This is a genomic window from Mycobacterium sp. NGS68 (genome assembly GCF_059812195.1).
In genome coordinates this window covers 69,520-85,800 of record NZ_JCALCE010000001.1, presented here as the reverse complement: position 1 = coordinate 85,800, position 16,281 = coordinate 69,520, and the positions used below count along the sequence as shown (strand labels likewise).

Annotated in this window: 10 protein-coding genes and 1 pseudogene; 8 read left to right on the top strand and 3 right to left on the bottom strand. The window is 68.2% G+C overall.

The features are described from left to right. Positions 1–141: 141 nt before the first annotated feature. The 3 genes and pseudogenes from AC5Y5V_RS00375 to AC5Y5V_RS00365 all read right to left on the bottom strand — a co-directional run. The gene (locus AC5Y5V_RS00375) at positions 142–2,067 is read right to left on the bottom strand and encodes a spermine/spermidine synthase domain-containing protein (protein ID WP_499930463.1); all 1,926 of its coding nucleotides are present in this window, start codon (positions 2,065–2,067) and stop codon (positions 142–144) included. An 11-nt stretch (positions 2,068–2,078) separates the two neighbouring features. Then, on the bottom strand, positions 2,079–3,692 hold the full coding sequence (locus AC5Y5V_RS00370) for an N-acetylmuramoyl-L-alanine amidase (RefSeq protein ID WP_499930462.1): 1,614 nt from the start codon (positions 3,690–3,692) through the stop codon (positions 2,079–2,081). A gap of 349 nt (positions 3,693–4,041) precedes the next feature. After that, a pseudogene (locus AC5Y5V_RS00365) lies at positions 4,042–4,968 on the bottom strand (PirG); the annotation flags it as partial. Between the two features lie 269 nt (positions 4,969–5,237). Between AC5Y5V_RS00365 and glf the strand changes: the two are divergent. The 8 genes from glf (at position 5,238) to culp6 (ending at position 16,065) form a co-directional block, all read left to right on the top strand. Further along, entirely contained in the window at positions 5,238–6,443 is a 1,206-nt protein-coding gene (glf, locus tag AC5Y5V_RS00360; protein WP_499930461.1) for a UDP-galactopyranose mutase, read from the top strand. Further along, on the top strand, positions 6,440–8,353 hold the full coding sequence (locus AC5Y5V_RS00355; protein WP_499930459.1) for a glycosyltransferase: 1,914 nt from the start codon (positions 6,440–6,442) through the stop codon (positions 8,351–8,353). The genes glf and AC5Y5V_RS00355 overlap by 4 nt, the downstream gene beginning before the upstream one ends. Further along, on the top strand, positions 8,346–8,876 hold the full coding sequence (locus AC5Y5V_RS00350) for a phosphatase PAP2 family protein (RefSeq protein ID WP_499930458.1): 531 nt from the start codon (positions 8,346–8,348) through the stop codon (positions 8,874–8,876). Before AC5Y5V_RS00355 ends, AC5Y5V_RS00350 begins: the two co-directional genes overlap by 8 nt. A gap of 1 nt (position 8,877) precedes the next feature. After that, positions 8,878–9,789, top strand: a complete 912-nt coding sequence (locus AC5Y5V_RS00345; protein ID WP_499930457.1) for a decaprenyl-phosphate phosphoribosyltransferase — start codon at positions 8,878–8,880, stop codon at positions 9,787–9,789. Further along, positions 9,764–11,776: a terminal beta-(1->2)-arabinofuranosyltransferase gene (gene aftB, locus AC5Y5V_RS00340; RefSeq protein ID WP_499930456.1), complete on the top strand. Its 2,013-nt coding sequence runs from the start codon at positions 9,764–9,766 to the stop codon at positions 11,774–11,776. The genes AC5Y5V_RS00345 and aftB overlap by 26 nt, the downstream gene beginning before the upstream one ends. 349 nt (positions 11,777–12,125) lie before the next feature. Further along, positions 12,126–13,181, top strand: a complete 1,056-nt coding sequence (ag85A, locus tag AC5Y5V_RS00335; RefSeq protein WP_499930455.1) for a diacylglycerol acyltransferase/mycolyltransferase Ag85A — start codon at positions 12,126–12,128, stop codon at positions 13,179–13,181. A gap of 168 nt (positions 13,182–13,349) precedes the next feature. Next, positions 13,350–14,267, top strand: a complete 918-nt coding sequence (locus tag AC5Y5V_RS00330) for an esterase family protein (RefSeq protein ID WP_499930454.1) — start codon at positions 13,350–13,352, stop codon at positions 14,265–14,267. A 757-nt stretch (positions 14,268–15,024) separates the two neighbouring features. Then, positions 15,025–16,065 carry a carboxylesterase Culp6 gene (culp6, locus tag AC5Y5V_RS00325; protein WP_499930453.1) on the top strand — a complete coding sequence of 347 codons (1,041 nt, stop codon included), beginning with the start codon at positions 15,025–15,027 and terminating at the stop codon, positions 16,063–16,065. The last annotated feature ends 216 nt before the right edge of the window (positions 16,066–16,281 follow it).

The window sequence follows — 16,281 nt, the reverse complement described above, 5'->3', positions numbered from 1 at the left end:
TGCTCTGTGGCGCAGCGATTGTCGGGAGTTGTCGCTGTGAGGCGGGCAAAGCGACATATGCCAACTTTCTTGTGACGCCTGGGACTCGCGGAAGCCCCAAATTCGAGCGTGCACAAAGCGCCGGCCGGCAAGCGCCGACGCCTAATCCCCACGCCCCATAGACCGCAGTGCCTTCGGCGCGATAGTGGCCGCGGCCAGCGTCTCGGCGTCGATGGTCTGCGGCCGGAAAGGCAGGGTCGCCAGCCGGTCCGTCATCACCTCAAGAGGATCCCCGGCGAACGACGCCACACCCGACAGAAACGCCCACTCATGCTCGTCGCTGCCGAAATAGACGACCGTGCTGAAGGTTTCGTGGAATCGCTGCCATGACCGGCGCAGCGACTCGTTGCGCCACAGCGTGGGACAGCCGGCCTGGAAGACGACGACGCCGCCGATTTCGCGGCACCTCCGCAGGAAGTCCGACTCGTACAACCGGTTATGCTGCGCGGGCTCGGTTCGTTCGTCGGGAAGGTCGACGACGACGACGTCGTACCGCATGGTGCACTCGCCCAAGAAACTCCACCCGTCGCGGTAGTGCATCGTGACGGGGCCGAGTCCGGTTTCCGCCCTGGACAGTTCGTCCAAGGAGTAGCCGTAGGGCAGATGCTCGGCGCACAGCCGCACGGCGTCGAGATCGATGTCGACATGGTCGACATGCGTGGCGCCGGCGGCCACGGCCAAGTGGCTGACCACCCCCTCGCCGGAGCCGATGACCAACACCCGCTCGATCGTGTCGGCCAGCAATAGCGCCGGCACCAGTAGCGCCTCGTGATACACCAGCTGACTGAACTCGGTGCTCTGCCGCTCGCCGTCACTGAACAACGCGATGCCCTGCTCGGTGCGACCGATCACCAGATGCTGGAACGGAGTTCGCACGTCGCAGATGACCTCGGCGAGGTGCCAGGTGCGGGTCAGCCCGGGCGCCAACGGCTCGACGATGTCGACGGCGGGCGCTCGACCCGCGAAATACGTTGCCAGCGGGGCAAAGCCATTGAATGACACCGACGCGTAGCTGGCGGAGTACGCGCCGGCGTCCTCGATGTCGACGACGTCGCCGGCCCGCAGCGTGACCGGCAGCGGGTACCGTTGGTAGAGCACGTCGTCGCCGTCGCAGGTCGGGCCGGCCACCACGGCGTCGGCAACGGGATCAGAGTCGCGATCGGTGCGCAACTGGTAGCGGATGTATTCGTTCTCCGTCTCGGCGAGGCCGCCGTAGCGCCCGACGTCCAGGTACACCCAACGCCTGCCGTCGGTCCCGGTGCGCACCGAAACCACCTCGCAGCGGATGTCTCCCGCCGAAGCCACGAGCAGGCGCCCCGGCTCCACCACGAGCCGCGGTGGTTCGGCGCCGAAGTGGCGTGTCAGCGCTGAAGCGATGGCGCCGGTCACCACCTCCATGCCCGGCGCGCCGTCGGCGTAGCCGAGCGGGAACCCGCCCCCGACGTTGATGGTGGTGAGCTCCCCGACGGCCTCGAAGATTAAAGCAGCACTGCGTATCCCGAGTTCCCATGCCGCCGGGTCCAGCTGTTGTGAGCCGACGTGGAAGCACACCCCCTCAGCGCGCAATCCCAATGCCTGGGACCGCCGCAATAGCCCCGCGGCCTCGTCGACGGCGCAGCCGAACTTGTGCCCGAACGGCGTCACCGACGACGGAAACACCGGCGCGATGCGGCATTCCACGCCCGCGCCGGGAGCGTGCGCGGCAATCGCGGCCAGCCCGCCGTCGGTGTCGAACGCGAACCGGCGCACCCCCAGCGTGTGGGCCCGGCCGATCTCCGCCGGCTTCTTGACCGTGTTGCCGAACGTCATGAGCCGGCCGGCGATCCCCGACGAGGCGCACGCGTCGATCTCGCCGACCGACGCGACGTCGAATTCCGCGCCCTCGGCGGCGAGCAGTCGCAGGATGGGACCCGCCGGATTGGCCTTGACCGCGTAGCGGACCCGCGCTGCGGGTAGCGCGGCCCGCAACCTTCGGAAATTCTCCCGCACCCGGTCGAGATCGATCGTCAGATAGGGAGTCTCCGGCACAAATCAGCAGACTAGTTGCCCGGATGCGCGGGCAACGAGAAGTGCTCGGCCGGGACGGTCGGCCCGCTCGGCAGGTCGGTCGACAGCGAGCTCGTGATGCCGTCGAGGACCTGGGTGATGTTGCCGGTGAGCCGGTTGAAGTTCAGGGTGCCGTGCTGGAAGTTCTGCGTGATCTGCAGCGGCTCTTGCAGTTCCGCGCCTGTCGGCAGCCCGAGCGGGCCACGTTCGTAGCTCAGCGAGGCCCAGGCGTCGTAGATGGCACCGGTGACCGGCTGGGCGCCGATCTCCGGTGCCCAGTACATCGCGCCCTTGGCGAAGGTGGCGTAACGGCTGGCACCGAGTCCGCTCGCTTCGGGCGACGTCGGTGCGCCCAGCACGCTGTTCATCCCGCCGATCGCCTGCCAGTGCTCGTAGATCGCGCCGCCCTGCAGCGCCTTGATCAGCTCTTCCGGCGGATCGTTGAAATGCGAAGCGATGTCGCGGATCTCGTCCATCAGCGCGTAGGCGGCGTTGCCGGGGCAGTCGGTGTTGCCGACGTCGCGGTGGGTGAAGATGGTGGGCAGGTTTGCCACCGAGCCGGCGGGAAACGTCGTGAAGTGGCTGCCCGAGGACTCCAGTGCCACCGTGCCCTTGGGGTCGACGCTGTCCATGCCCAGGCGCCAGCCGAGCAACCGACCGACGGCGCGCAGCTGCAGCGGAGTGGGCGGCACGTCGTCGAAGTTGCCGATCATCGCCACGCCCCAGGTGTCGCGGTTGAATCCGCCGGTGTGGAACGCCTCGACCGCTTTGGTCAGTCCGCCCGCGCTGCCCTCGAACACCTGCCCGTACTTGTCGACCAGGGCGTTGTACGCGATGTCACACCAGGCCAGGGTCTTGCTGTGATACGTGTAGATGGCCTTGACGATCCCGGCCGACTCCTGCGGTGAATAGTCGTTGCTGCCCGCGGTGTGGTGGACGACGGCGGCGCGAACTCCGGTGTCGTACTGCGGGGTGCCGCAGCGCAGCGATTCGTCGGCGCCCCACTCCGCGCGGCTGATGATGCTGGGGGCCTGGCCCGGCTGGATGACCCGCGACGGCGGTGTCCAATGCGATCCGGCGGGGGCCTCGGGCGGGGAGATCAGTACCGCGGTGATGTTCTCCCCGAAGGGATGTTCCGTGCTGGCCGGGCGGTACCCCAGACCCGGGGCCGGGGCCGTCGGCCCGGCGGGCGCCTGGGTGACCGCCGCGTCGAGCGGGCGGGTGATCGCGACCTGCACCGTGGTGGTGGCGCCGACGAACACCGGATCGGTACTGCGCGGACCTTCCTTGTCCGGCGCACCCGTTTGGTATTCGGTCTGATACCAGGCTCCCCAAGCGCCGTCGGCGTGCTTCGCGCGCACGCGCGCCGAGGTGCCCGCCAGGTCACCGGTGAGCGCGACCAGGGAAAACGGGGTGGCCTGGGTGAGCTCGCGCACCGTGACGCCGCCACCGAGCCCGACGAGAGGTTGCTCGGAGAGCTGCGTGTCGCGCGGCGGCGGCGGTGCGGGGGAGTTCGGGCGCGTCGGAAGCATCAGCCACGCGACGATCACGACGGTCGCCGCGATAGCGGTGAGCATCATCGTGGGTGCGCGACTGCGGGACGGCACCAGGCGATGTTACGCGTGTGCCTATTGGTATTGGTGTGTCGACACGGTATAGGGGCTGAGAAACCTGTTCGACGGCACCGCAGAATTTCGAGACTCTGCGGTGCCGTCAGGTAACAGGCTCCCCTGGTTAGGCCCGGTGTTATCCGGTCGGCAGGACTTCCACCGGCGCGGCGGCGCCGGTCAACGCGGGCACTGCCGCTCCCGCGGCGGGTGCCAGCGCGGCGGGTGCGCCGGCCGCCCCCGGTAGCGCGGCTCCCGCGGCGCCTGCGGCGCCTGGCAATGCGGCGCCCGCGGCACCCGGCAGTGCGGCTCCCGCCGCCCCCGCGGCGCCTGGCAACGCGGCCCCCGCAGCGCCCGGCAGCGCGGCACCCGCGGCCCCCGGCAGCGCGGCCCCGCCCAGACCCGCAGGGATGGACGGCGTCGGGATGCCACCCGCGGGCAGCCCGGCCCCGGCCGCGCCGGCGGCGGGAGCCCCGCCCTGGATGCCCTGCATGATCGCCGGCATGACCAGGCCCTTGAGCAGGTCGATGGCCTGCCCGGCGCCCAGCTGGTTCGCGGCCTGCATCAGGTCGTTGAGCAGCCCGCCGCCACCGGCCGGTGCGGCCGACGCGGGGGAGACCGGTGAGAGGCCGCTGCCGCCGCCCAGCCCCGGGTCACCGCCCAGGATCGGGTAGGTCCCGTCGGCGCCAGGGTCCAATCCGGCGCCCGACGCGATCGGCACCTCCCCTGGAGCGCCGATCGGCGCGCCGATCGCCGGATTGGCTCCGGCGGGACTGGTCAGGCCCGGGGACACCCCGGCCGGGCTGGTCAGCGCGGGGTTCGACAGCGCGGGGTTGACCCCGGCGCCCGTCGTCGGCGTCAAGGTGGTGCCCGGCGCGGCGAGCGAGCCCGGCGATGCCCCCAGGCCGGGACTCGTCAGGCCCGGAGTGGTGCCCAGGCCCGGAGTGGTGCCCAGGCCAGGAGTGGCGCCCAGGCCCGGACTGGTGCCAAGACCCGGGCTGGCGCCCAGGCCGGGGCTGGTCAGGCCGCTGGTTCCGGTCAAGCTCGGGACGCCCGGCAGGTTGATCCCGAACTGCGACAACCCCTGGCTCAGGGCGGACATCAGCTCGTTGGGCAGGTCGGTGATCTGCGCCGCCTGCTTGAACTCGCGGTGTTCGGCCGGCTTGGTTTCTGCGGTCGATTCATAGACAAGGAAATATGCGCAAGGACTCGCGACTGCCAGGGCGGCGGCCGCGCTCAATGCTGTAGAAAGCTTGCGTCGGCGTCGGTTCGGCACGGAAGTCTCCTCAATCTGGACCCTTAATCGGGACTATTCGTTGTGCGGTCCGTCTCTGCCCGTCGTGCACGGCATGAACCTCACATGTTCGATGGTACGAGTGTGGTTCTTGTGACTAGAGTGGCGAGATCGAATCGTGAGCCAATCGCTACCTGCGCGATGACTCGCATCGCCGTCGGGTCGAACCGAGCTTTCGGCGGCCAAACCCCGCCCGGTTGCGCGTCGTCAAATCGGGTTTTGGGAGCAAGGTCGGATAACCTAGGCAACCGATGACTTCTCCTTCTGGTCGCTATGACCTCTTCGTCGTCGGCTCCGGATTCTTCGGCCTGACCGTTGCCGAGCGCGTGGCTACCCAACTCGGAAAGCGCGTGCTCGTCGTCGACCGTCGGTCCCACATCGGCGGCAACGCCTACTCTGAGCCCGAGCCGCAGACCGGTATCGAGGTCCACAAGTACGGCGCCCACCTGTTTCACACCTCCAACAAGAGGGTGTGGGACTACGTGCGGCAGTTCACCGATTTCACCAACTATCAGCACCGGGTGTTCGCGATGCACAACGGCCAGGCCTACCAGTTCCCGATGGGGCTGGGCCTGGTGTCGCAGTTCTTCGGCAGGTATTTCACTCCCGAGGAGGCGCGGCGGCTGATCGCCGAGCAGTCTGCCGAGATCGACACCGCCGAGGCGCAGAACCTCGAAGAGAAGGCGATCTCGCTGATCGGCCGGCCGCTGTACGAGGCGTTCGTCAAGGGTTACACCGCCAAGCAGTGGCAGACCGACCCGAAGGAGCTGCCCGCGGCCAACATCACCCGGCTGCCGGTGCGCTACACCTTCGACAACCGGTACTTCAGCGACACCTACGAGGGCCTGCCCGTCGGCGGCTACACCGCCTGGCTGCGCAACATGGCCGCCGACGAGCGCATCGAGGTACGGCTGGAGACCGACTGGTTCGACGTCCGCGAACAGCTGCGGGCCGACAGCCCCGACGCGCCGGTGGTGTACACCGGCCCGCTGGATCGGTACTTCGACTACGCCGAAGGCCGCCTCGGCTGGCGCACCCTGGACTTCGAGCTGGAAGTGCTGCCGATCGGCGATTTTCAGGGCACGCCGGTGATGAACTACAACGACCCCGACGTGCCCTACACCCGCATCCACGAGTTCCGGCACTTCCACGTCGAACGCGACTACCCGACGGACAAGACCGTGATCATGCGGGAGTTCTCCCGGTTCGCCGAGGACGACGACGAGCCCTACTATCCGATCAACACCGAGGCCGACCGCGCCCTGTTGGCCGCCTATCGGGCGAGGGCGAAGTCCGAGACGGCGTCGTCGAAGGTACTGTTCGGCGGACGGCTGGGCACCTACCAATACCTGGATATGCATATGGCCATTGCCAGCGCGCTGAGCATGTACGACAACGTCCTCGCGCCGCACCTGCGCGACGGCGCCCCGCTGATAGAAGAAGGTGCACGCGAATGAGTGCAGTCAGCCTGTTATCCCGAATCATCCTGCCGCGGCCGGGCGAACCGCTCGACGTGCGCAAGCTGTACCTCGAGGAGTCCGCCACCAACTCCCGGCGCGCCCACGCGGCCACCCGCACGTCGCTGCAGATCGGCAAAGAGTCCGAGGTGTCCTTCGCCACGTACTTCAACGCCTTCCCGGCCAGCTACTGGCGGCGCTGGTCGATCTGCACCTCGGTGGTGCTGCGGGTCGAGCTGTCCGGCTCCGGCCGAGTCGACGTCTACCGCACCAAGGCCACCGGGGCCCGCATCTTCGTGGAGGGGCGCCAGTTCGCCGGATCCGACGAGGCGCCGGCCGTCCTGGAAATCGAGGTGGGCCTGCAGCCGTTCGAGGACGGCGGCTGGATCTGGTTCGACATCACCAGCGACACCGCGGTCACCCTGCTCGGCGGCGGCTGGTACGCGACCGTGCCCGCCCCCGGCACGGCCAACATCGCCGTCGGCATCCCCACCTTCAACCGGCCCGCGGACTGCGCCAACGCGCTACGCGAACTCACCGCGGACCCGCTGGTGGACGCCGTGATCGGCGCGGTGATCGTGCCCGACCAGGGCGTCCGCAAGGTGCGCGACCACCCGGACTTCCCCGCGGCTGCCGAGCGGTTGGGCGCCCGGCTGTCCATTCATGATCAACCCAACCTCGGCGGCTCCGGCGGCTACAGCCGGGTCATGTACGAGGCGCTGAAAAACACCGATTGCCAGCAGATCCTGTTCATGGACGACGACATCCGCATCGAGCCGGACTCGATCCTGCGGGTGCTGGCCATGCATCGCTTCGCCAAGTCGCCGATGCTGGTAGGCGGCCAGATGCTCAACCTGCAGGAGCCGTCGCACCTGCACATCATGGGCGAGGTGGTGGACCGGACCAACTTCATGTGGACGGCCGCCGCACACGCCGAGTACGACCACGACTTCGCCGAGTATCCGCTCGACGACAGCGAAGAGAAGAGCAAGCTGCTGCACCGGCGCATCGACGTCGACTACAACGGCTGGTGGACCTGCATGATCCCGCGCCAGGTCGCCGAGGAGCTGGGGCAGCCGCTGCCGCTGTTCATCAAGTGGGACGACGCGGACTACGGGTTGCGTGCCGCCGAGCACGGTTACCCGACCGTCACCCTGCCGGGTGCGGCGATCTGGCACATGGCGTGGAGCGACAAGGACGACGCCATCGACTGGCAGGCCTACTTCCACCTGCGCAACCGGTTGGTGGTCGCGGCGCTGCACTGGAACGGTGACGTCAACGGCCTGGTCCGCAGCCACTTCAAGGCGACGCTGAAACACCTTGCCTGCCTTGAGTACTCGACGGTGGAAATCCAGAACCGGGCCATCGACGACTTCCTGGCCGGGCCGGAGCACATCTTTTCCATCCTGGAATCGGCGCTGCCGGAAGTGCGGGCGATGCGCACGGCCTACCCGGACGCGGTGGTGCTGCCGGCGGCCAGCGAACTGCCGGCGCCGCTGCACAAGAACAAGGCGATGAAGCCGCCGGTCAACCCGTTGACCATCAGCTACCGGCTGGCGCGCGGCATCCTGCACAACCTCAAGACCGCGGACCCCGAACACCACCAGCGCCCGGAGTACAACGTGCCGACCCAGGACGCGCGCTGGTTCCGGTTGTGCACGGTCGACGGCGTCACCGTCACCACCGCCGACGGCTGCGGCGTCGTCTATCGGCAGCGTGACCGGTCCAAGATGTTCGCGCTGCTGTTCCAGTCGATGCGCCGGCAACGCCAGCTGGCGAAGCGGTTCGACGAGATGCGCCGGGTGTATCGGGAAGCGCTGCCGGTGCTGTCCAGCAAGCAGAAGTGGGAGACGGTGCTGCCCATCGATTCCGCGGCCGCCGGGGACCGCGCGGCGGCAAACCATGGCTGAACCGGCCGAGCCTCCGTCTGGCGAGGTCGCCCTGATGGTGGCTGTGCAGTCGGCGCTGGCGGACCGGCCGGGCGTGCTGCCCGCGGCGCGGGCCCTGTCACACTTCGGCGAGCACAGCATCGGCTGGGTGACCGTATCGCTGCTGGGCGCGGTGTTTGTTCCCGCACGACGGCGGGAGTTTGTGGTGGCCGGCGGGGGCGCGTTCGCCGCGCACGCGGCCGCGGTGCTGATCAAGCGGGTGGTGCGGCGTAAGCGCCCGCATCATCCGGCCGTCGCGGTGAACGTCAGCACGCCCAGCCAGCTGAGCTTCCCGTCGGCGCATGCCACGTCGACGACGGCCGCGGCCATCCTGCTGGGCCGCGCGACCGGGCTGCCCTTACCCGCAATGCTGATACCGCCGATGGCGCTGTCGCGCGTGCTGGCCGGTGTGCACTATCCCAGCGACGTCGCCGCCGGCATCGCGCTGGGCGCCGCCGTGGCCGTCCTCGCGCTCCGGGTCGACAAGTCGGTAGGGGTGCGGTGACGTGACCGACGCCCCGAAGGTTCCGAGCAACGTCGTCACCGGCGTGATCAAGGCGATCCGTCCGCGGCAGTGGGTCAAGAACGTGCTGGTGCTGGCCGCGCCGGTGGCCGCGCTGGGCAGCAAGGACGTCCACTATGACTACCCCCTGATGGGGACCCAGGTGGCGGTGGCGTTCGTGGCGTTCAGCCTGGCGGCGTCGTGCATCTACCTGGTCAACGACGTGCGCGACGTCGAGGCCGACCGGGAACACCCGACCAAGCGGTACCGACCGATCGCGGCCGGGGTGGTGCCCGAGTGGCTGGCCTACGTGCTGGCGGTGTTCTTGGGCGCGGCGTCCCTGGCGGTTGCGTGGCTGCCGCTGCACAAGCCCAACCTCGCGGTGGTGATGGTGGTCTACATCGCCATGCAGCTGGGGTACTGCTTCGGCCTCAAACATCAAGCGGTCCTTGACATCTGCATCGTGTCGTCGGCGTATCTGCTGCGGGCCATCGCCGGCGGTGTGGCCACCGACATCGCGCTGTCGCAGTGGTTCTTGCTGTCGGCGGCGTTTGCGTCGCTGTTCATGGTGGCCGGCAAACGCTACGCGGAACTGCAGCTGGCCGAGCGCACCGGCGCGGCAATCCGCAAGTCGCTGGAAAGTTACACGAGCACCTACCTGCGCTTCGTCTGGACGCTCTCGGCCACCGCGGTCGTGATGTGTTACGGGCTGTGGGCGTTCGAGCGCGACCACCACTCCGGGTCCTGGTACGCGGTGACCATGGTCCCCTTCACCATCGCGATCCTGCGCTACGCCGTGGACGTCGACGGCGGGCTGGCCGGGGAACCCGAGGACATCGCGCTGCGCGACCGGGTGTTGCAGCTGCTGTTCGTGTTGTGGATCGCGACTATTGGAGCCGCGGTTGCCTTCGGCTAGCGCGAAACTGCCAGGCCTGAAGGGCATCACGGGTCCCATCAAAGGCCTGAATGCGGCGATGCTGCGAGGCCGGTCGAGGGGCAGGCCACTGTTTCGGCCGGTGTTCCGCTACCACCGGGTCGTGCGGATCAGCCTGTGGGTCAGCGTGGCTGTGGTCGCCCTGCTGTTCGGTTGGGGGGCCTGGCAGCGCCGCTGGATCGCCGACGACGGGCTGATCGTGCTGCGCACGGTGCGAAACCTGTTGGCCGGCAACGGCCCGGTGTTCAACATGGGCGAGCGGGTGGAGGCCAACACGTCCACGGTGTGGACGTATCTGATGTACATCGGCAGCTGGATCGGCGGGCCGATGCGCCTGGAGTACGTGGCGTTGGCGCTGGCCCTGACGCTGTCCGTACTTGGCGTGGCGCTGCTCATGCTGGGCGCGGGCCGGTTGTACGCGCCCAGCCTGCGGGGCCGTCGGGCGATCATGCTGCCCGCCGGTGCGCTGGTCTACATCGCGCTGCCGCCCGCGCGGGACTTCGCCACCTCCGGCCTGGAGAGCGGGCTGGTGCTGACCTACCTGGGGTTGCTGTGGTGGATGATGGTCTGCTGGTCGCAGCCGCTGCGCAACCGTCCGGACCGGCCGTGGTTCCTCGGGACGCTGGCCTTCGTCGCGGGGCTGAGCGTACTGGTCCGGCCCGAGCTCGCGGTGATGGGCGGGCTGGCGCTGATCATGATGCTGATCGCAGCCCGCACCTGGCAGCGCCGGGCGCTGATCGTGGCGGCCGGCGGGTTGCTGCCAGTCGCCTACCAGATCTTCCGGATGGGCTACTACGGCCTGCTGGTCCCCGGGACGGCCTTGGCCAAGGACGCGGCCGGCGACAAGTGGTCGCAGGGCATGATCTACCTCTCGAACTTCAACACGCCCTATGCGCTGTGGGCTCCCGTGGTGCTGCTGGTGCCGCTCGGGCTGTTGTTGATGGTCGCGCGGCGGCGCCCGTCGTTCCTGCGACCACTGGAGTCGCCCAACTACGGACGGTGGGCGCGCCGCGTCCAAAGCCCGCCCGCGGTGGTGGCTTTCGTCCTCGTCAGCGGACTTTTCCAGGCGCTCTACTGGATCCGCCAGGGCGGCGATTTCATGCACGGCCGGGTGCTGCTGGCGCCGCTGTTTTGTTTGCTGGCACCGGTGGCCGTGATCCCCGTAGCCCTGCCCGACGGCAAGGACGTCACCCGCGAGGCGGGCATCTGGCTGGCCGGCGCCGCGGGGGTGCTCTGGCTGGGTGTGGCGGGCTGGTCGCTGTGGGCAGCAAACTCGCCGGGGATGGGCGACGACGCCACCCGCGTCACCTACACGGGTATCGTCGACGAACGGCGCTTCTATGCGCAGGCCACCGGGCACGCGCATCCGCTCACCGCCGCCGACTATCTGGACTATCCGCGGATGGCCGCCGTCCTCACGGCGATCAACAACACCCCGGACGGCGCGTTGCTGCTGCCGTCGGGCAATTACACCCAGTGGGACCTGGTGCCGATGGTCGCGTCCGGCCCAGGCCAGTCGCCCCAAAAACCGCAGCACGCAGTGTTTTTCACCAATCTCGGCATGCTGGGCATGAACGTCGGGCTGGACGTCCGGGTCATCGACCAGATCGGGCTGGCCAATCCGATAGCGCAGCACACCGAGCGGCTCAAGCACGGCAGGATCGGACACGACAAAAACCTCTTCCCGGACTGGGTGGTGGCCGACGGTCCCTGGGTGAAGGTGTATCCGGGCATTCCGGGATACCTCGACCAGCAGTGGGTCGCGCAGGCGGCGGCGGCGCTGAAATGTCCCGCGACCCAAGCGGTGCTGAATTCGGTACGCGCACCGATGACCCCGCACCGGTTCGTTTCCAACTTCGTGAATTCGTTCAAATTCACGAAGTACCGCATCGACCGGGTGCCGCTCTACGAACTCATCCGGTGCGGTCTCGACGTGCCCGACGCGGGCCCCCCACCCCCGCACGAGTGAGGACAGCGAAGACTTTTTTGCACCGGGTTTCGGCCCGCGCGTGTCGGGGTCGGCGCCGAGTGTGCCCGGAGATTGACAGCAAAATCACATCTGCGCGCTTACCTGGGGACGACGCCGGGCGGGCACATGCGAAAACGCCGGAAAAAGTCGCACGTTTTGCGCCGCGGAACTCGGGGAACAGACGACGAGCGAGCGTTTGCGAGGCTTGCTCAATGCGGAGCGACGCCCCAACTTGTGATTGACTACACGGGCACTGCAGCGTGGACGCTCGCAGTTCGACCTAGTTCAGGTGCGCCCCCAAAAAAATTTGGATGCGGCCTACGAGGATCAGAAGGATGAGGAAGCAACGATGAAGCTTGTTGACAGGTTTCGCGGTGCCGTGACGGGTATGCCGCGCCGACTCGTGGTGGGAGCCGTTGGTGCGGCCCTGCTGTCGGGTCTGATCGGCGCCGTCGGCGGCTCCGCGACTGCGGGAGCCTTCTCCCGGCCAGGCCTGCCAGTCGAGTACCTGCAGGTGCCGTCTGCGGCGATGGGCCGCGATATCAAGGTCCAGTTCCAAAGCGGTGGCGCCAACTCGCCCGCGCTCTACCTGCTCGACGGTATGCGGGCGCAGGACGACTTCAACGGCTGGGACATCAACACCCCGGCGTTCGAGTGGTACTACCAGTCCGGCATCTCGGTCGCGATGCCCGTCGGCGGCCAGTCCAGCTTCTACTCCGACTGGTACAGCCCCGCCTGCGGTAAGGCCGGCTGCACCACCTACAAGTGGGAGACCTTCCTGACCAGCGAGCTGCCCTCGTACCTGGCGTCGCAGCGGCAGGTCAAGCCCACCGGCACCGCAGCGGTTGGTCTGTCGATGGCTGGTTCCTCGGCGCTGACCCTGGCCGCCTACCATCCCGACCAGTTCATCTACGCCGGCTCGCTGTCGGCGCTGCTGGACCCGTCGCAGGCGATGGGCCCGACGCTGATCGGTCTGGCCATGGGCGACGCCGGTGGCTACAAGACCAAGGACATGTGGGGCCCCAAGGAGGACCCGGCGTGGCAGCGCAACGACCCGTCGTTGAACGTCGGGAAGCTGGTCGCCAACAACACCCGCATCTGGGTGTACTGCGGTAACGGCAAGCCGTCCGAGCTGGGCGGGGACAACCTGCCCGCGAAGTTCCTGGAAGGCTTCGTCCGCGACAGCAACATCAAGTTCCAGAACGCCTACACGCAGGCCGGTGGCCACAACGCGGTGTTCAACTTTGACGCCAACGGCACTCACTCCTGGGAGTACTGGGGTTCGCAGCTGAACGCGATGAAGCCTGACCTGCAGCGCGTGCTCGGTGCGACCCCCGGTGGTGGCCCCACCGCGGCTCCCACCGCCGGTGCGCCTGCCGCCGCGGGAACCACCCACGGCGCCTAGGCCTGGCTTGGTAAGCCTGTAACAACATCCGCTGACGGCGGCGACTCTGCGGAGTCGCCGCCGTCAGCCGTTTGTGGCGCAGTTCACTACCCCACTACCGCTCACCCCATCGGGCTGGATAGTGTTCACAGCAATCGACCATGCGAACGACCGACCATGGAGGTGTACATGAGGGGCATCAGGCGTCTGAGGCATCTGTCGGAAGTTCTGCGGCTGCTCTGTGTTGCCCTCCTGTCGCTCGGGGTCGCCGGTGTCGCGGTGGTTTTCGGTCCCGCCGGCCCGGCACGAGCGGCCTACGAAACCCTGATGGTGCCGTCGGGCGCCATGGGCCGCGACATCCCGGTGGCCTTCCTCGCGGGCGGTCCGCACGCGGTGTATCTGCTGGACCCCTTCAACGGCGGCCCGGACGTCAGCACCTGGGTCACCGCGGGCAACGCGATGGGCACGCTGGCCGGCAAGGGCATCTCGGTGGTCGCCCCGGCCGGCGGCGCGTTCAGCATGTACACCAACTGGGAGCAGGACGGCAGCAAGCAGTGGGACACCTTCCTGTCCCAGGAGCTGCCCGACTGGCTCGCCGCGAACAAGGGCCTGGCGCCCGGGGGACACGCCGCCGTCGGCGCCTCCCAGGGCGGGTACGGCGCCATGGCGCTGGCCGCGTTCCACCCGGACCGGTTCGGCTACGCCGGCTCGATGTCGGGCTTCCTCTACCCGTCGGAAACCACCATGAACGGCGCGATCCTCGCCGGCCTGCAGCGCTACGGCGGCGTCGACGGCAACGGCATGTGGGGTGCGCCCCAGCTGGGCCGCTGGAAGTGGCACGACCCGTGGGTGCACGCGTCGCTGCTGGCCCAGAACAACAGCCGGATCTGGGTCTATGCGCCGAAGACCGCAAACGGTGATCCTGTCGCCATGATCGATGCGGCCGACCAGGCGATGGGTAGCAGCCTGTCGTTCTACCAGCAGTACCGCACCGTCGGCGGGCACAACGGCCACTTCGACTTCCCCGGCGGCGGCGACCACGGCTGGGGGTCGTGGAGCGCCGAGCTGGGCGCCATGTCCGGCGATATCGCCGGCGCCATCCGGTAAGCGCGGCTGTCGGTCGCTTCGGTTCGCTTCGGCTGGGCTCGCCAGGCGGTCTCATGCCTTCGTGCCCACCTCTGAGCGACAGCTTCTGACGGCCTGCTGTGGCGCGTGGCGCGCATGGGCAGATGTCCGGGGACACGCCAGTGCTGGCCGGCATTTTGTGCACGCTCGCGGCGGTGCAAGCCGTCGCCGGCCGCGGCTTGTCCGCCGCTTGGTCGTGAGGGGCCTCATATTGCGGGGTTGACGGGGTATGTCCTGCACTTTTGGGGTCGCTCGCGCCGTGGTGGTCTCCACCCGGGTCGTGAGGGGCCTCATATTGCAGGGTTGACGGGGTATGTCCTGCACTTTTGGGGTCGCTCGCGCTGTGCTGGTCTGCAGCCGGGTCGTGAGGGGCCTCAAAGTGCAGGGCCGACGGGGTATGTCCTGCACTTTTGGGGTCGCTCGCGCTGTGCTGGTCTGCAGCCGGGTCGTGAGGGGCCTCATATTGCAGGGCTGACGGGGTATTTCCTGCACTTTTGGGGTCGCTCGCGCTGTGCTGGTCTCCACCCGGGTCGTGAGGGGCCTCAAAGTGCAGGGCTGACGGGGTATATCCCCTACTTTCAGGTCGCTCGCGCTCGGCGGCGCGGACGGCCGCGACAGCGGACGGCGACCTCCGACGAGCCGGTACCGTGTAGAGCAAGTGCAGCAGAAGGTCGGGATGGCCGCATTCCTGTAATCGAGCTGCGACCTGACGACACTGCTGGTAGGAGACCGTCCCCCTATGGTCAAGAAGGCCAAGAAGGCCAAGACTTCGGGCCGCAAGCGCCACCGCCTCCTCGCCTGGGCCGCTGCCGGGGCGATGGCGGTGGTGGTCATCGTGGTCATCGTGGCGGTGGTGATCATGCTGCGCGCCCCGGAGTCCGCCCAGCCGCCGACCGCGGTGCCGCCCACTGGCGGGAAGCCGACGTCGCCCACCGCCACCGCGCATCCGCACAAGCCGCGACCGGCCTACCAGGACCCGTCCTGCCCCGACGTGCAACTGATCAACATCCCCGGCACCTGGGAGTCGTCGCTGGAAGATCCGCCGCTGGCGCCGGTGCAGTTCCCGAACGCCTTGCTGCACAACGTGGTGGCGACGCTCGCACAGCAGTACGGCGGCAACCGGGTGCAGGTGTTCACCACCCCGTACACGGCGCAGTTCCACAATCCGCTCTCCGCCGACAACCAGATGTCGTACAACGAGAGCCGGGAGCAGGGCATGCAGGCCACCCTCAAGGCGATGACCGACATGAACAACAAATGCCCGCTGACCAGCTATGTGCTGCTCGGTTTCTCGCAGGGCGCGGTGATCGCGGGCGACATCGCCAGCAGCATCGGCAACGGCCGCGGGCCCGTCGATGAAGATCTGGTGCTGGGTGTGACATTGATCGCCGACGGCCGGCGCCAGGTGGACGTGGGCAAGGGCATCGGACCCAACCCGCCGGGCGAGGGCGCCGAAATCACCCTGCATGACATCCCGATGCTGACGGGGCTGGGCCTGACGATGACCGGACCGCGGGAGGATGGGTTCGGCACGCTGAACGACAAGACGAATGAGATCTGCGCTCCGGGCGACCTCATCTGCGCCGCCCCGAAAGAGGCGTTCAGCATCGCCAACCTGCCGAACACGCTGAATACGCTGGCCGGCAACGGCGCCCAGCCGATCCACGCGCTGTATGCCACCCCGCAGTTCTGGAACCTCGACGGCGCCCCGGCCACCGATTGGACGCTGAACTGGGCGCGCGGCGTGATCGAAAACGCTCCACATCCCAAGCACGGCTGACGCCGGGGTCCCGCACGGTACCCGAACATCTCTAAACATTCTTAGACATGGCGTCTGGTGCGCCGATAGTGCGCTCCATCGGCGGTACCTTGTGATTTGGTCTGCCGCGCGTCGACCCTTAACATTAAGAGAAAATTAAGAGCAATCTGCGGTTGACCCGATCGGGTCGAAGCTGGCACGGACCCGGCGTGGCGCGAGCGAGCGCCGTGGGTCGGC

What these genes read in the sequence shown, in the direction of transcription:
- glf (WP_499930461.1), top strand. Translation starts at nt 5,238, where the DNA reads ATGACTTCTCCTTCTGGTCGCTATGACCTCTTCGTCGTCGGCTCCGGA.
- AC5Y5V_RS00355 (WP_499930459.1), top strand. Translation starts at nt 6,440, where the DNA reads ATGAGTGCAGTCAGCCTGTTATCCCGAATCATCCTGCCGCGGCCGGGC.
- AC5Y5V_RS00350 (WP_499930458.1), top strand. Translation starts at nt 8,346, where the DNA reads ATGGCTGAACCGGCCGAGCCTCCGTCTGGCGAGGTCGCCCTGATGGTG.
- ag85A (WP_499930455.1), top strand. Translation starts at nt 12,126, where the DNA reads ATGAAGCTTGTTGACAGGTTTCGCGGTGCCGTGACGGGTATGCCGCGC.
- AC5Y5V_RS00330 (WP_499930454.1), top strand. Translation starts at nt 13,350, where the DNA reads ATGAGGGGCATCAGGCGTCTGAGGCATCTGTCGGAAGTTCTGCGGCTG.
- culp6 (WP_499930453.1), top strand. Translation starts at nt 15,025, where the DNA reads ATGGTCAAGAAGGCCAAGAAGGCCAAGACTTCGGGCCGCAAGCGCCAC.